A 16588-nucleotide genomic window follows, 5' to 3' on the forward strand; every position below is an offset into this window, starting at 1 on the left:
ATGTGAAGACCGTTGAATATGTACTGGCTGAACTGGGGAAGCTGCTGGGACTGTATCTCACCAAAAAAACCGGCAAATAGAACCAGCAAAAATATTCTGTAAAATCTCTTCATAAAACACGCTTCTGTTGAACCTCTATTCCCTTCGAACCTGAATATTTTCTATTTAGGCAGAATGCAAAATTACAGCAATGAATAAGGCTCAGCGATTTCTCAGCTACGCATATCTACTCAACTAATCTTTACTTCGATAATTTTTTGAATAAAATGCACTTTCAAAAAAATAAAAGGAATAATTCTATGCTATGCAGCCACAGAATTCCGGTATTTCGCCGATAAGCAGAATAAAGGTAAGTATCCTACCGTTTTACATAAAATTCCTGCTTGTTGAAGTTCAATGCTCTTTTGACCCGGAATATGGTATCATTTTTACAAGGCAAAAAATGGCATTTAAAAGCTTTTGGGACTTCAGTATACTACTTATGATAGTCGTTGTTGGCCGCGAGAAAGTCTTACTGTCCTAGGTAGAAAATAAGATCCGGAAACCTTATGTCACAAAAAAGCCGCCGTATCAAATACAGCGGCTTTTAAATTGAATTTTAAAAATCTATTCTTTATTTGTTGCCTCCGGACTTCCCTTTACTTCCAGCCGAACTGGAAGATCCTTGTTCGGAACCGGCAATGGAAGACCTCATGTCAGTATCAGATTTGATATTTTCCATTCTATAGTAATCCATCACTCCAAGTTTCCCTGATCTGAAAGCCTCCGAAATCGCCTTTGGAACTTCAGCCTCCGCTTCAATTACTTTCGCACGCATTTCTACTGCCTTGGCTTTCATTTCCTGCTCTAAAGCAACAGCCATTGCTCTTCTTTCTTCAGCTTTAGCCTCCGCTACTTTGAGATCGGCAGAAGCTTGATCAATTTGCAGTTTTGCACCGATGTTGGTTCCTACATCAATATCTGCGATATCAATGGAAAGAATTTCAAAAGCTGTACCGGCATCCAATCCTCTTTCCAATACCAGTTTGGAAATTTTATCAGGATTTTCCAGTACACTTTTATGGTTTTGGGCCGAACCGATCGATGTGACTATACCTTCTCCTACCCTGGCCAAAATAGTATCTTCACCTGCACCACCTACCAATTGGGCAATGTTTGCCCTTACAGTAACCCTAGCTTTGGCAATCAACTGAATACCATCAGCTGCCACAGCTGCCACATTGGGTGTATTGATTACTTTTGGATTTACAGAAATTTGTACCGCTTCAAACACGTCTCTACCGGCAAGGTCAATCGCCGTCGCTTGCTTGAAAGTCAGCTTAATATTGGCCTTGTCCGCAGAAATCAATGCTCTTATAACATTGGGGACATTTCCACCCGCCAAGTAATGTGTTTCCAACTCATTTGTAGTGAGATCCAAACCAGCCTTAATGGATGTAATTAGCGAATTAACGATAATACTTGGTGGTACTTTTCTGATCCGCATACCGATAAGTTCACCTATTCCTACTTTAACATTGGAGAATATTGCAGTAATCCAGAGGTTAACCGGGACAAAATACAGAAAGATAAAAAGGAGAATCAGCCCGGCAAAAGCTGCAAATAAAATGAATGCCGAATTAGTCATTTCCATACACTAAGTTTTTACGATGATTTTATTGTCCTCCAATTTAGTAATAAATACTGTTGAACCTACCCGAATGAAGCCAATATCGGACTTTACTTCATAAATAATATCTCCAAACTCTGCCTTTCCGATTGGTTTGATGTCAGAAACAGCTTTTCCTTCCTGACCTTTTTCAAGCCCGATCAATCGGTCATCAAATGATCTTGAAGTGATTGCATCTTTCAAAGCAAATTTGGTCCAGACCCCTGACTTGAAACCATAGATGAGAAGGCCAAAATTAATTATCAATGTTGCAGCGAGAACAATCCACCCAGTTTCTGTCCCGTAAGAAAGAAACCCGTAATACACTCCGGCTGCTGAAAAAAGCAAGCCTAAAATACCAATCAATGTTGTTCCGGGAACAAAGATAATTTCGGTCATCAATAAAATGACTCCTACCAAAATCAAAGATGTTAATATAAATAAGGTCATTTTCTTTGTCTGAAGTTAAGATATTGTCAAATCTAAGAAAAAACAGTTAAAGAATATTGCATAAAAAAAACCTCCAGATTTGGAGGTTTTGATATTTAATAAGCCTTGGCAAATAAAACCCGCCCTTTGGAAGGTTTTCCCGAATAGATGCATTTGCCATCTTCCTCTTTTTGGTCAATAGGAATACATCGGATTGTGGCTTTTGTAAGTTCTTTAATTTTCTCTTCAGTTTCGCCTGTACCATCCCAATGGGCAGATAGGAATCCACCTTCTTTGTCAAGCATTTCTTGGAACTCTTCCCAAGTATTCACTTCTCTGGTCATTTCTTTCCTGAATGAAAGTGCCTTATTGTAAATGGTTTTTTGGATTTCATCAAGTTTAGAGGCAATATAGTCTTCAAGGACGATTGCAGATAGATCAACCGTTTCTTTGGTCAATGTGTCCCTTCTTGCCAATTCAATAGTATTGTTTTCTAAATCTCTAGGACCCATTGCGATCCTCAAAGGCACACCTTTAAGCTCATATTCAGCAAATTTCCATCCCGGCTTGTGCGTATCTCTGTTGTCAAAATGCACAGATATTCCTTTTGCTCTCAGCTTTGCCATAATTTCTTTGGCTTTAGCAGAAATTTTATCCAATTCTTCCTCACCCCTATATATAGGTACAATCACTACCTGATTAGGAGCCAATTTTGGAGGCAATACAAGACCATTATCATCTGAGTGTGCCATTATCAGAGCTCCCATCAATCTTGTACTCACACCCCATGATGTTCCCCAAACGTATTCTAGTCCACCTTCTTTGGTAGCAAACTTTACATCAAAGGCTTTGGCGAAATTTTGACCCAGGAAATGTGATGTACCGGCTTGCAAAGCTTTCCCATCCTGCATCAAGGCTTCTATACAAAAAGTGTCTTCCGCTCCTGCAAATCTTTCGTTTTCACTTTTGACACCCTTCACAACAGGAAGTGCCATGAAATCTTCAGCAAACTGCGCATAGACATTCATCATCTGTACAGCCTCATCCATGGCTTCATTTCTGGTAGCATGAGCTGTATGTCCTTCTTGCCACAAAAATTCAGTAGTCCTCAAAAACAACCTAGTTCTCATTTCCCATCTGACCACATTGGCCCATTGGTTGACCAACAATGGCAGGTCTCTATAAGACTGGATCCAGTTTTTGTAAGTACTCCATATAACTGTTTCAGAAGTAGGCCTGACAATCAGTTCTTCTTCCAATTTTGCATCAGGGTCTACAATAACTTCCTTTCCATCCTCAGAATTTTTCAACCGGTAATGTGTAACTACCGCACATTCTTTAGCAAAACCCTCTACATGACTGGCTTCCTTAGAAAGGTAAGATTTGGGAATAAATAATGGGAAATAGGCATTTTGATGACCCGTCTCTTTAAACATACGGTCAAGTTCAGCTTGCATTTTTTCCCAAATAGAATAACCGTAGGGCTTGATCACCATACAGCCTCTTACAGGCGAGTTCTCAGCTAAATCTGCTCGTTTAACTAATTCATTGTACCATAAAGAGTAGTCTTCACTTCTTTTTGGTAATCCTTTGCTCATAGTCTTTTTGTTGAATTCAAAAATCTAGTTATCTTCGCTCAATACTGCGGGAGGCAAATATAAAGTAAAATTTAATAACCCTCTCTTATATGGTTCGTATAAAGTAGTAGTTAGTAAAACCAAACAAAATGAAAAACCTCAATCACATCCTCGCACTTGGAACTGGAGCAATCCTCCTTCTGGCTTCCTGTAGCACTAGCTACAATGCCATGAGAGGTGGCGAAACAGATGATTTGTACTTCATGTCATCTGATGCCCAAATCGCTACTGAGTATGCCGTTTCAAACAACAATCCTCAAAACTTTCAATCTCTGAGTACAATTTCATCTGATGAATTTGATCAGGAAAACTTTTCTGCCAGAAATGTAAATCCTGAGTACTTGGCCAGATACCAGTCTACCACTTCTGACCAGGAAGAGGGAACCGTGTATTTTGATGAAAGTCAAGGAGAGCAGCAGGGAGATCCAAATATCAACGTATATAACAACTTTTATGGATCTGGTGCTGGTTTGCCAGGACAAGGTTTCAACCAAAACAGATTCAATCTTAACCTAGGCTTCGGCATGGGTATGGGAGGTTTCGGCTGGGGTGCTCCAATGATGGGCATGGGCTGGGGCAATCCTTGGATGATGGGCGGATTTTATGATCCGTTTTGGGATCCTTTCTGGGGTCCAGGAATGGGTTTCGGCATGAGACCTGGTTTTGGCATGATGAGACCTGGCTTCGGCTGGGGAATGGGTTGGAACTCTATGTGGGGCATGAACTCCATGTGGGGTATGAACATGGGCTTTGGCTGGGGCGGTGGCTTCGGTATGGGCTATCCAATGATGGGTGGCTGGGGCATGATGGGTCCAGGCATGGGCTGGGGTATGAGACCTCCTATCTTTGTCACTCCGGGTTATCCTGGAGAAGCTGGTCGCCAAATAGTAAGAGGTGCTAGACCAGGTAGAGGCGCTGGAACAGGTGTAGGAACAAGTGGATTGGCTTCTTCTAACTATCCTTCCACTACAAGAGCTGCAAGGAGAGATGCAGCGACATCATCATCAAGAAATACAGCTGGAAGATCAGGTTTAACTCCTTCGACCAGTAGAAATGCCAATAGAGACTTCGGTACTTCTCAGAATGAATATGTGAGGCAAAACAGCAGAATAGCCAATTCATCGGCTAGACCTGGTGTGAGAAACACTGGCTCAGCTGCGGCGACTAGACCAAGTTCAAGAACAGGAGTAACCAATTCCAGACCGGTCTATAACAACAATGCCAATAGACAAAATTCAAGAAGTGCTTATACAGCTCCTTCAAGGGCAAATACAAATAGAAGCAACATGGGAACCAGAAGTACCAACCCTTCTTACAACAGAGGTAATTCTGGTACATATAATAACAATAGAATGGCCCCATCTAGAAGCATGAGCCCATCAAGAAATCAGATGAGCTCACCAAGCAGAGGAAGCTCTCCAGCTATGAGAAGTGCACCAGCGGGCAGAAGCAGTGGTGGTGGATTTAGCAGCGGAGGCGGTAGCCGAGGTGGTGGCGGAGGCGGAATGAGCTCCGGAGGATCACGAGGAGGAAGGGGGAATTAATTCCCCCCTTTTTTTTACCTCATTATTTAAAACAAAGCAGGCATATTATTTGAGAAATATATACTCAGTCAACTATTCTGATTTTATATGATTTCAACCAAAAAGCTATTATTCGCGACATCCTTTTATTTACTTTCCATGGGAATGTCTATGGCTCAAAGTGGGTACTTTGAGGATGCACTGAGATTTAGCCAATTCTATTCAACAGGATCGGCAAGAATTACCGGACTTGGAGGCGCACAGATGTCACTGGGTGGAGACATTTCAAATATTCATACCAATCCGGCTGGACTTGGATTCTTTCGGAGGTCAGAGTTCAGTATCACACCATCTTTTGGTTCATGGGTAACCGAAACTAACTACCTAGGCCAGGTTCAGGAAAACAGAACAGGCAATCTTGCCCTTCCAAACCTAAGTTTGGTGATAAGCAATCCCAGAGGCCCTCTGGAAACAGGAGCTTTTAGAGGCGGGACATTTGGTATCAGCTTCAATAGAACCAATCATTTCAACACCAACTTTGGATATTTTTCTGACATTGAAGGTCAGACGAGTATTATTGATGCTTTTATTCAACAAGCCAACGGAATACCTGAATCTCAAATTGAAAACTTTGGACTCACTGGCTTGGCTTATAATACCTTCCTTATCAATCCAATATCTGAGGATGAGAATGGAAACCCTATAAATAACCCATCACAATATGACTCGTTCGTTCTTGGCTTCCCTTTTCAAGATGAATCTGTAGTTACTGAGGGTAGAAGTACACAAACTTCCCTCTCCTATGGAGCTAACTTTTACAACAAGCTTTTTGTAGGTGCTGGATTAGGTTTGACATCAATCAATTACACTTCCAGAAAATCTTATGGAGAAGAATTTTTCAACGAGCCTTTGATGGTGTCGAGTATTGAGGAATTCCTGAACATCAGTGGATTTGGGGCAAATGTCAATTTTGGTGTTATTTATAAACCTATAGATGTTGTAAACTTAGGTTTCAACTTCCAATCCCCAACTTGGTATAGATTCAATGAAGAATATGAGGCGTCTATGATCAATCAGTTTGACAACTTTTATTTCGAACCAGAAGATATAGTTCTTGGAAGAGAGGAATCCAGCACTCCGATTGTACTGGGGACATATAACCTGAATACACCGTTGCGTTTGTCTGGTGGAGCAACCTTCTTTATCGGGAAAAATGGTTTTATCACTGCAGACGTGGACTATTTGAATTATAGCCGTGCCAGGTTAAACTCTAGAGATTTTAATCCGAATGCCGATAATCAGGAAATCAGAAGGCTATATGGCCAAACTATCAATTACCGAATAGGAGGTGAATACAGAATTGACATGTTTAGACTGAGAGCTGGATATGGACTGTACGGCGATCCATTTAGAAGTAGCAATTTTAGAAGGAGTACGCAGCAATTTTCAGGAGGAATAGGTGTAAGATTTGAAAAGTTCTACATAGACATGGCGTTGATGTCTATGCGCTTTGACCAATTGTATAACCCTTATTCTGTTGTGGAAAATGGACAGGAGATAGGCCCAATCATTGAAATAAGGAACAACATTACCAATGGCATGTTGACGGTTGGTTTTAATTTCTAAAAAAAGACATCAATTCAGATATCAAAAGCTCAGTGGAAATATCATCTCCGCTGAGCTTTATTTTTGCTCTTCTATAAAAATATTCTCTTTGAGCATATAAATTTTTCAACTTTAAGATAATCTCTCCCCTATCCATACCAGCAAACATCGGACGCTTGCTGGCTTGGTCTTTTGCCAATCTTTTCAAGAGTTCTTCATGGGAAACTTCCAAGTACACAGAGACAGCTTGCTCATTGATCAATTCCATATTGTCATTGAAACAGGGAGTGCCTCCACCAGTGGAAAGAACAAAACCTTCTACTCCTGATATTACTTTTGTCAAATACAAAGTCTCCAATTCCCGAAATCTCCCCTCCCCTTCCACTTCAAAAATCTCCCGGATAGTTTTGCTTTCGCCCTTTTCAATAGCTTCATCCAAATCAATGAATGCAAAGTTCAATTGCATGGCCAAGGCTTTTCCAAATGTGGATTTCCCTGAACCGGGCATGCCGACCAAAACTATCTTCAAAGGAGTTCTCATTGCGCGTAGACATCGATCACTTCTCCCGAGTTGGGAGTATTCCTGACATGATACTTTCTCAATACTTTCCCTTCATCAAGCAACATCAGTCCCGGATTGGATCTCATGATGGTTTTGATGACTGTAGCATCAGCCTGATAGCCTGTCACATTCCAAGCTCTATCCTGAATCAAGGTATCGATCTCATTTTGCGAAGACGCAGCCACTACCAAAGGTGTGATTGGAGTACCTTCCAAGCCTCTCATGACTTCATCTAATTTTTCCAAATACGCTCTATTCATCTTGGAAATAGAGGTAATCAAAATTACTGCCTTCCTTCCTGTTAGGATCTCATCTGTATAATCACCGTCATCATTCCAGACTGCAAAATCAGAAATCTTCGGAAGCGCATCTTCATTGACCAGCTTCATTTCTTTAAACTCATAAGAATCATCTGAAGGATACTGATCAAAAATGAATTCTTCTCCATCTTTTTCCATCACATACTCATACTGCAAAGGCGCAGATGGCTGCATGGCTTCCGGGATATTCACACCTTCTTTATACGCCCTAAAATCAATGAATGGCAAATTTCTGATTGCAGTAATCGCTAAAGCTACAGAGAGCACCAAACTTACTCTCACCGTCCATTTGGCCCATGCAGGCCCGGAATTGGAGAGCGAATTTCTATAGAAAAATAAGACTCCAATCAATACCAACAAGATTATATCCTTGATAAAGGATTCCCAAGGTGTTAGCTTGATGGCATCTCCAAAGCAACCACAATCCGTGACTTTGTTGAAATAGGCTGAATAAAAGGTCAGGAAAGTAAAGAACAAAATCATAAGACCCAAAGCCCAAACCGTAAGCCTTAGCCTGACGCCCAGAATCAACATCACTCCCAATACTACCTCAGCTACTACCAGAAATACTGCCAAGGGAAGTGCTATATCTTTAAACAAGTAGAAGAAAGATGCGATATCATTGGAAAACACATCAAAATATTCCTCCAGTTTGATAGCCGTTCCAACAGGATCATTGACTTTAATCAGTCCTGAGAAAATAAATAAACCACCGACAAAAAGCCGAATAATAAATAGTAAGGTTTGTCTAAACATGGTATTCTAATTTGATTAAGCAGAAAACGGCATAATTGATCATATCCTGATAGTTGGCTTCAATGCCTTCCGAGACAAGCGTTTTACCTTGGTTGTCTTCGATTTGCTTGACCCTGTACAATTTCATTAAAACGATGTCAGTCATCGAGGCTACTCTCATATCTCTCCAAGCTTCTCCATAGTCGTGATTCTTGTTTTCAAGTAATCCCCTTGTTTCACCGACCCATTTGTCATACAATGGTTCGAGTTCATCATAAGTTAATTCCATGCGCGCATCATCCTTTAAGGAAATCTGAATCAGTGCAATGAGGCAATAATTGATAATGCCGACAAACTCATCTGCAATGGGGTCATTTACCTTTTGGTTTCCTTTTTCCTGAATGGAACGGATTCTTTGGGCCTTGATAAAAATCTGATCCGTAATGGATGGAATTCTAAGGATTCTCCAGGCTGTACCGTAATCAATTGTTTTCTTCTTAAAAAGTTCTTTACAAAGGTTGATAACTTGATTATATTCGCTTACCGTTTGCGTTTTCAAAGCTTGTTGATTTAATGTCTGATCTTTTCAATAATTCTTCGGATTTCGAAGATATAGTATTTCCCCCAAAAAAAACACTCACTTGCAGAGGAAAGCTTGTTTTATTGGATGTCCCCTTGATAATGGGAATTTTGAATGTTACTCCTGATTCCTTTTTTGATAAAAGCAGGATAAGCAAAAACAAAGAAGATTTGCTTGAAAGGTCTGAAAAGATGCTTCTGGAAGGAGCGGATATCTTGGATGTAGGAGGTTACAGTAGCAGACCAGGGGCTGATGAAGTCAGCGTTCAAGAGGAATTGGACAGGGTCATTCCCGCAATTGAAACGATAAGATCAAGTTTCCCTGACAGCTTAATTTCTATTGACACCTTCAGATCAGAGGTGGCTTCAAGAGCCATAAATTCCGGAGCAGATATAGTCAACGATATCTCTGCCGGTGAATTGGATCCGGAAATGATCCCAACTGTAGGCAAACTTTCCGTACCGTATATCGCCATGCATATGAAGGGAAACCCCCAGACTATGCAGCAACAAACGGGTTACGAAAATATTCTACTTGAAATGAGTATGTATTTTTCAGGAAAAATCAAAAAATGCTTGAAAGCTGGCATAAAAGATGTAATAATCGATCCAGGTTTCGGTTTTTCTAAAACTTTGGAACAAAACTATTGGATTCTCAAAAATTTATCTTATTTTAAGACAATTCAGGCACCAATTTTAGCCGGTATTTCTAGAAAGTCAATGATATATAAAAAATTGCAGCTGACGGCCGAAAATTCGCTAAACGGTACCACCGCCTTAAATATGTTTGCATTGACTCAAGGTGCAAACCTTCTTAGGGTTCATGACGTGAAAGAAGCTAAACAAACTGTAACACTATACAAACAACTCTACCCTTGAATCTACTTTTCAAAATAGGATTTTTAGACATTTCCATCGTGAATCTGATCGATATCACCTTGGTGAGTGTCCTTATTTACCAAGTATATAAGCTGCTCAGGGGAAGTGTTGCCATCAAGATCTTTTTAGGGTTTTTATCCATTTATTTGGTTTACCTGATGGTAAGTGCACTTCGAATGGAGCTGCTATCTATCATCTTGGGACAATTTATGGGGGTTGGTATTATTGCTGCTATCATAATCTTTGCTCCCGAAATCAGAAAATTCCTTTTAATCATTGGAAGATCTTCTTTTTTATCAAATGAAAACCTACTGCAAGAACTCCTCTTTTGGCGAAAAAGAGAAACTCAAGCTTTCAATATTAATCCAATTATCGAAGCCGCAAAGAGTCTTTCAGGTACAAATACAGGAGCTTTGATGGTCTTATCAAGTAATTCTGAACTGAAGTTTTATGCTGAAAGTGGTGATATTTTGGATGCCTTGGTATCCAAAAGGCTGTTGATTTCCATATTCAACAAATACAGTCCTTTGCATGATGGTGCCGTAATTATCCATAATGGAAAAGTGAAAGCCGCCCGCTGTATATTGCCAGTCACGGAAAGAGATGTACCAGCTCAATTTGGCTTAAGACACCGTGCAGCAATAGGCATGTCTGAAGCAACAGAAACACTTGTATTGATCATTTCGGAAGAAACAGGGCAAGTATCTCTGGCCAAAAATGGAAAAATCTTGCATAACCTATCTTTTCAGGAAGTCAGGGAGTTTATCAACGATTACTTAACAGGGGTCGATATCGATGACAAGTTTGAGCCAATATCAGCCTACGAGAGAAGGCAAATCAAGAAAAGGGCAAGTAGCGGCAGTGCTACAAATGTTTAAAAGCAAAAAGGTCTGAGAGGTATTGAAACCCATCAGACCTTTATTTTTTGCATAAATAACACAAATAACTCCAGTATACCAACAAATACCAACCCCCAATATCAATAGTATCAAGTATCGAAAGCTAAATAGACTAGCTTGATTTAATTTGTAGGAAAAAAGAGTACATGCTATGTTTTTTTGGTTTTTCTAAAGGATATTCAAGGATTGTTCCTTGATTTTTTCCAACTCATCCTTCATGGCCACTACATGTTGCTGCATATTTGCATCATTGGCTTTTGAACCGATTGTATTGATTTCTCTGCCTATTTCCTGAGAAATAAAACCCAGTTTTTTACCCTGAGCACTACCTTCTTCCAAATTCTTTTGGAAATAGTCCAAGTGTGTGCCTAGCCTTACAATCTCCTCAGTGATGTCAATCTTCTCAAAATAGTAAATCAACTCTTGTTCAAACCTGTTTTTATCAAACTCATTCTCCTCAACCCAATCTTTGAAATTATTACTGATTCTATCCCTGATTCGATTTTTACGGATTGGATCAAGCTGGATGATTTCTTCAAGTCCTGTTCTGATGACCCCTATGTTCTCTGTGAATTTCTTCATCAAAGTATTCCCTTCATCTTGCCTAAAGTCATTACAGTTTTCAAGTGCCTCTTCTATTACTTTTTTGATTAAATCCCAATTGCCAGTATCCGACTTTTTTTCCACCACATTGGAGACAACATTGGCTGATTGAAGGGCTATCTTAAACAAATCATTCACCTCAGTCCCCACTTTCAAGGCAAGGTTCTGGTACTTTAATATATAGGCTTCAAAGAGTTCTTCATTGATCTGTATGGGTAGATCATGTCCAGTCTTATCCAAAAACTCTACTGAGAGATTCACTTTACCTCTATCCAAAACCTTGGAAACAATATTCCTGATTTCTAGCTCTTTATCAGAAATCTGCCTTGGAGACCTTATAGTCAGGTCTAAAAATTTAGAATTAAGCGTCTTGACCTCCACACTTATCAGGAGGTCATCATTCTCATAGCTGGCAGACCCATAGCCTGTCATTGATTTAATCATGTCTTTCGAAAATAAATATTAGAAATTATAACCCAAGGTAACATAAAATCTTAAATCTTCTCTTGCATAATTCCTGACCGGTTGTGCCAAATCAAATTTGAAATAGTAATTGAGAAGTACTGTCCTTAGGCCTGCTCCATAACTCTGAAGCCAAGGGTTATTAAAATTATTGATCGTAATGGTAAAAGGTGAACCTGGAGTGGTGATAACTTCCGTATTTTGGTCATTCACCCTCTCCCAAGGTGCTGCATCATTCCATGCCGAACCTACATCATAAAAACCTACAAGTTGGAAATTTTTCACAAAATTGGATGTAATATTCCCTCTTGACAGGTACGAAAATAAAGGAATCCTCAACTCAGTGGTAAACGTCATCACATTTCTTCCCCTGATTTCATCAAAAGAATACCCTCTTAAGTCTACAAATTCTGCAAATAAAATATTTGAATTTTCTAAAGCATTAGGGTTCCTGACTGGAGAGTTCTCTGGTCTGTTGGAAGGCGGATTGTAGAACTGATTGAACAACCAATTATCCATACCCCCTACTAGATAATTTTGGGGATTATTCCCAAAGAATGAACCTACATAAAGTCTGGAAGCCAATATGATATTTTTATGTATTTTTTGATAATTCCTGACGTCTAAATATGCATTAGAAAAAGACCTTTCACCCCTGTTCAAACCCTGGAAATTAGCATAACCTACTTTGGCCTTGAAGCCTTCCTGCATGTACAATCCAAGCTGATCTGTTTTGTCAATCACAAATTCTGCCCGACCACCTGCGTATTGAACGTCCAACCTATTTTGCTCAGGAACCTGACCTCTCAAAACAGAATCCGGATTCAGGTTGAAGTATTGGCTTCTGGCTACAAATGGCGCTACTGTCACTCTAGAATGAACTGTCAAAGGATAAGAAAACCCAAGTTCGGTCTTATTCAACACATACCTCTGATTCAGGTCACCTTGGAATAGTTGAATGGCTCTCCTATCATACCTAAAACGTACATCAATACGCTGCTTACGGTACTCGTATTCAAAATAAATATCACTTCCTGACCTGAAATCCAAAGGGAACATTAGACCTCCTTGAAACACATGATTATCCAACAAATCCGTCATTTTCCCAGACAAACCCAATCCAAATCCTCTTAAAGGATCAACTACCCAGTCATTGCTCAAACTGGTAGTAATAAACTGAGGTGTCATCCTTCTAGGACCCGTCACTCTCTTTTGTGAGCTTTGTCTCCTAAAATTCTCAAGGAGATTACTTCTTGTGCCTAAGACGCCCTGGGATCGAGATGCTTGTTGCGGCTGTGCAACCAGTTGAGGGATAGTGTCAAAAACGTAATTATCTGTATCAATACCAGCTCTTCTTTCGAACCTCAATCTTTCTGTATTGATACTCCCGGTCAAACTTCTGGGCTGTGGTACTGTATCTTGCTCAAGAGGTTGGGTCTCAATGGGAACTTGTTGTGTAGGCGTAGGTTGCTGAGCCCTAGGTGTCGTTGGCGTAATTCCGATCATAAGGTCCTCCAAGCGAAGTGCTTGGGTAGTATCTCTGGCCAATTCTTGTGATTCTCCAGCCAATTCCTCAAGTTTTTCTTCCTGCTCTTCTAATTCTTTTTCCAATGCCGCTTCGTTGACTATCTCTTCAATCTCCTCCAGTTCTTCCTCAATTACAGTTTCTTCGACCTCTTCCTCAGACTGCTCTGTTTGTTGTCTCAATGGTCTTCTGCTTCTCAGTTGACCTATAGCTTCCTCTACGGTCTCCGTACTTTCTTCTTCTACAGGTTGTTCTGTCCTTCTTGTAGACATTCTTTCATTGAGTGTCCTGGCTTGTGTCAGCTGTACTCTAGGCGTACTTGGCGTAAATTGGTCTGCATTTGAATAAGCCTCTAAAATTAGTCGGCTTTGGTTTCCATCTCGGACAGAAAAGGCAACTCTATTTAAAGAAGAGATGTAATCAAAAGATTCTATACTTCTATTCCATGCTGAAACCTGACTTGCAATCCCGTTGGATATCGTCAATCGCATCAAGTTATTGATACCGCTTTGATCACTCAACATCAAAATATTGTTTGAGTTGAGCACCCTTGGTCTGAGATTCTTGGTGTTCAGGTTTGTCAGCTTGGTTGTATTCAAAGAGTCAAGAAGGTCTACTTTAAATAGATTAAAATATTCCGGTAATAATTTGACATCCGGCGCACGGGTAAGTAAAGAGTCTGGAATTTCGGTGAAATTGGAGGAATAAATAATAGTAGAATCATTCAAAAACACAGGATGCAGGTTATCAAAAACATCATTGGTCAATCTCCTACCCTGCCCTCTGGTGTTTAGGGTAAAAACATCAGTCTTTCCATTGGCAATGGCGGATAGCACCATATTTCTACCCGTACTATTGAAATCCAAACTTAAGATCTGTGTAATATTTCGTAAGAAAATCCTATCCTGAAAAGACCCGTCAATAGCTCGGACTCTTAAAGTGGTAGTTCCTCTCCTGTGAGTTGCCACCGCTAAGTTTAAGGTATCTCTCCATGCGATCACAGGAGAAAGGGTATTGACCGGTAAATCATTTGTCTTGGCACCTCCCGAAAACAGCGTCCTTTCTGTTCCTGATGACAATTGTCTCACTTGTATCTTATACCTGCCGCCATTATTGATCACATAAGCAAGATGCTTTCCATCAGGACTGAATTTGATATCATTTATAATTCCAAAATGCTTTGAATTGGTACTGGTGATTTCATTGGAAAAGTTTACTTCTTTGAATGTCGTAAAAACCGGCTCACTGGTGCTTTCATAGAATTGCCTCCATTGATCTGTAAAGCTTTTATAATTCAGGCCTATGGTGTTTGCTATACTATTTTCTTCATTTCTGTTGATCCTGCTCAGATTGAGGATACTCGAGACATACCTCCTGCCATATTTTTCTACTATGAAATTCCAGATCGACTGACCGAGGAGGCTCGCTTCCTTGTCCTTCAACCTGTGGATTTTTATATTTTTATTGTTTTTGAAATAATGTCTTGCAAAATCATCCATTTCCTTACTCCAACCATAAGCGAGGTATTTGGCGGCACCATCAAGATACCAATCAGGGAAACTGTTGATCAGATTGGACTGAAATGCATCCGCAATGGTAGATCCATACAACATCTCCTCTATGATAACTTTGGAAGTGGTGTAAATCAGATCCTGCTTGAATTGATCCCATGTACCAGGAAATGCTACTTCTCCCAAAAGCCGGCTAAAAAAAGTCTGCCCATCAATGGTGAATTCGTCTTTGTTCAGGTCAAGGTTACTTTGACGGATTTCTTCTTTGGAATTATAAATGAAAATTTTAGGCTTGGTATACGCCACATACCCAATCATTTGGGTAAGACGGTCAAACTCAGCCTCAAGGTAATCAATGGCCATTCTGGCATTGTTCATACCCCCATCATAGTAATACACTTCAAAATTATTCGAGGTGTAATTGTACCATTCTATATTTTTATGTTGTATACGGTTCTTTCCAAAACGTTCCCCATCAAATTGCGCAAAAGCCTGGCCTGAAGCCAGAATTAAAAAACCGATGATGAGGTGACTTAAAATCCTACTTTTCATTCTATGTATTCGCTTGGATTTAAATATACTTAAAAATACTATTTATGTTCATTTAACCCGATTAATGTTTACTTCTTTTTGTGGTTCATTCCCCTCTACCAACAATTCAATCATCATTTTACTAAAATATGGAGCCAATGAAACACCTTTAGCACCAAGTCCATTGAAAATGTAAACGTTTTCATGTTCAGGATGTTTTCCTAAAAATGGTCTTCTATCTTTGGTGGCCGGCCTTATTCCTGTCTTGTGCACAATTACTTCTGCCTCTTTTTCCTTGATTAGTTTTTCCAATTTTTCTAACAACTCATTTTTTGCTCGTTCTGTTGGACCTGTATCCAAATCATGCCATGAATAAGTAGACCCAACTCTTTTTAGACCATTTTCTAATGATATACGAAACACACCCCTATTTATGATAGTGTCAGGTGTGAATTCTTGTTGTAAATCCAGAATTTCCCCTTTTACCGGAGCAAAAGGCAGCTTTGCAAAAAACCTACTCTCTAAAGCCCCAAGTCCGTTACAATAAACAATCGCCTTGGCTTTAATATCCCCATAAGTCACCTGATCTTGGCTTAACTCCAGTCTTTCCTCTTCAAATCTCTCTTGTTTCAAACAACCTTTCGAAATCAAAAATGCGGAATACGCATCCAACAGTGCATTGATATCCAAGAATCCTGAGTTCTTGAGTAAAATCCCGCCAAAGGGATTCTGAACTTCTTCGAAAAGCGGTGTTGTTACTATTTTTTCAAAATATGCCTGCATACCTGGATCCCCGCTATGTCCCATCCACTCGTTTTGTTCTTCTATAGATAAGAATGGGCGATAAATACTTCTTTTATGAAGAAAATTTTCACCCAATAGCTCCTCCATCCTCTCATAAAAAAGCTCTATTTCAGGAAAAAGCTGGTCTGCCAACCAGGTTTTCACCATTTTTTTCCCAGTAACAGGATTGTACAAACCCGCTGCAATTCGGCTACTTTTATTTTCTTCAGGCAGATCGATGATGACAAAAGACTTATTGGCCTCCATCAATCGAAATGACAAGACAGTCCCTGCCAGCCCTTGTCCAATGAGTAAAAAATCTACTTCCATACCCAAAATTATATTCTTTCTTCGTTA

13 protein-coding genes are annotated in these 16588 nt (G+C 39.9%); 4 read left to right on the forward strand and 9 right to left on the reverse strand.

All coding sequences use genetic code 11. The annotated features are described in order from the left end of the window. Nucleotides 1–613 precede the first annotated feature (613 nt). The 3 genes from floA to proS form a co-directional block, all read right to left on the reverse strand. The gene (floA, locus tag CLW00_RS09140) at nucleotides 614–1633 is read right to left on the reverse strand and encodes a flotillin-like protein FloA (protein ID WP_106133384.1); all 1020 of its coding nucleotides are present in this window, start codon (nucleotides 1631–1633) and stop codon (nucleotides 614–616) included. 3 nt (nucleotides 1634–1636) lie between these two features. Continuing rightward, nucleotides 1637–2098 carry an NfeD family protein gene (locus tag CLW00_RS09145; protein ID WP_106133385.1) on the reverse strand — a complete coding sequence of 154 codons (462 nt, stop codon included), beginning with the start codon at nucleotides 2096–2098 and terminating at the stop codon, nucleotides 1637–1639. Nucleotides 2099–2193: 95 nt separating this feature from the next. Next, nucleotides 2194–3675, reverse strand: coding sequence for a proline--tRNA ligase (gene proS, locus CLW00_RS09150; RefSeq protein WP_106133386.1), 1482 nt, complete (start codon nucleotides 3673–3675; stop codon nucleotides 2194–2196). Nucleotides 3676–3803: 128 nt separating this feature from the next. On the opposite strand from proS, the gene CLW00_RS09155 reads away from it, so the two are divergent. Both CLW00_RS09155 and CLW00_RS09160 read left to right on the forward strand, forming a co-directional pair. Next, nucleotides 3804–5258, forward strand: coding sequence for a hypothetical protein (locus tag CLW00_RS09155; RefSeq protein WP_106133387.1), 1455 nt, complete (start codon nucleotides 3804–3806; stop codon nucleotides 5256–5258). Between the two features lie 87 nt (nucleotides 5259–5345). Then, nucleotides 5346–6863 (forward strand): OmpP1/FadL family transporter, encoded by a 1518-nt coding sequence (locus CLW00_RS09160; protein ID WP_106133388.1) that lies wholly within the window; start codon nucleotides 5346–5348, stop codon nucleotides 6861–6863. Here CLW00_RS09160 and CLW00_RS09165 read toward each other — a convergent pair. From CLW00_RS09165 to CLW00_RS09175, 3 genes are read right to left on the reverse strand one after another with little or no spacing between them, the layout of a single operon-like run. Further along, nucleotides 6853–7383, reverse strand: a complete 531-nt coding sequence (locus CLW00_RS09165; RefSeq protein ID WP_106133389.1) for a shikimate kinase — start codon at nucleotides 7381–7383, stop codon at nucleotides 6853–6855. The two genes, CLW00_RS09160 and CLW00_RS09165, sit on opposite strands and share 11 nt — an antisense overlap. Beyond that, nucleotides 7380–8480, reverse strand: a complete 1101-nt coding sequence (locus tag CLW00_RS09170) for a BT_3928 family protein (protein ID WP_106133390.1) — start codon at nucleotides 8478–8480, stop codon at nucleotides 7380–7382. Before CLW00_RS09170 ends, CLW00_RS09165 begins: the two co-directional genes overlap by 4 nt. After that, nucleotides 8473–9018 (reverse strand): DUF1599 domain-containing protein, encoded by a 546-nt coding sequence (locus CLW00_RS09175; RefSeq protein ID WP_106133391.1) that lies wholly within the window; start codon nucleotides 9016–9018, stop codon nucleotides 8473–8475. The genes CLW00_RS09170 and CLW00_RS09175 overlap by 8 nt, the downstream gene beginning before the upstream one ends. Before the next feature lie 14 nt (nucleotides 9019–9032). Between CLW00_RS09175 and folP the strand changes: the two genes are divergently transcribed. Both folP and cdaA read left to right on the forward strand, forming a co-directional pair. Further along, a complete protein-coding gene (folP, locus tag CLW00_RS09180) occupies nucleotides 9033–9917 on the forward strand; it encodes a dihydropteroate synthase (protein WP_106133392.1) in 885 nt (294 codons plus the stop codon). Next, nucleotides 9914–10795: a diadenylate cyclase CdaA gene (cdaA, locus tag CLW00_RS09185; protein ID WP_106133393.1), complete on the forward strand. Its 882-nt coding sequence runs from the start codon at nucleotides 9914–9916 to the stop codon at nucleotides 10793–10795. The genes folP and cdaA overlap by 4 nt, the downstream gene beginning before the upstream one ends. A gap of 189 nt (nucleotides 10796–10984) precedes the next feature. Here the strand turns inward: cdaA and CLW00_RS09190 are convergent, their stop codons facing one another. From CLW00_RS09190 to CLW00_RS09200, 3 genes are read right to left on the reverse strand one after another with little or no spacing between them, the layout of a single operon-like run. Further along, entirely contained in the window at nucleotides 10985–11863 is an 879-nt protein-coding gene (locus CLW00_RS09190) for a YicC/YloC family endoribonuclease (RefSeq protein ID WP_106133394.1), read from the reverse strand. An 18-nt stretch (nucleotides 11864–11881) separates the two neighbouring features. Next, nucleotides 11882–15469 carry a BamA/TamA family outer membrane protein gene (locus tag CLW00_RS09195; RefSeq protein ID WP_106133395.1) on the reverse strand — a complete coding sequence of 1196 codons (3588 nt, stop codon included), beginning with the start codon at nucleotides 15467–15469 and terminating at the stop codon, nucleotides 11882–11884. A 48-nt stretch (nucleotides 15470–15517) separates the two neighbouring features. After that, entirely contained in the window at nucleotides 15518–16561 is a 1044-nt protein-coding gene (locus CLW00_RS09200) for an NAD(P)/FAD-dependent oxidoreductase (RefSeq protein ID WP_106133396.1), read from the reverse strand. Nucleotides 16562–16588 lie beyond the last annotated feature (27 nt).

This window comes from Mongoliibacter ruber (genome assembly GCF_003003005.1).
Classification (GTDB): Bacteria; Bacteroidota; Bacteroidia; order Cytophagales; family Cyclobacteriaceae; genus Mongoliibacter; species Mongoliibacter ruber.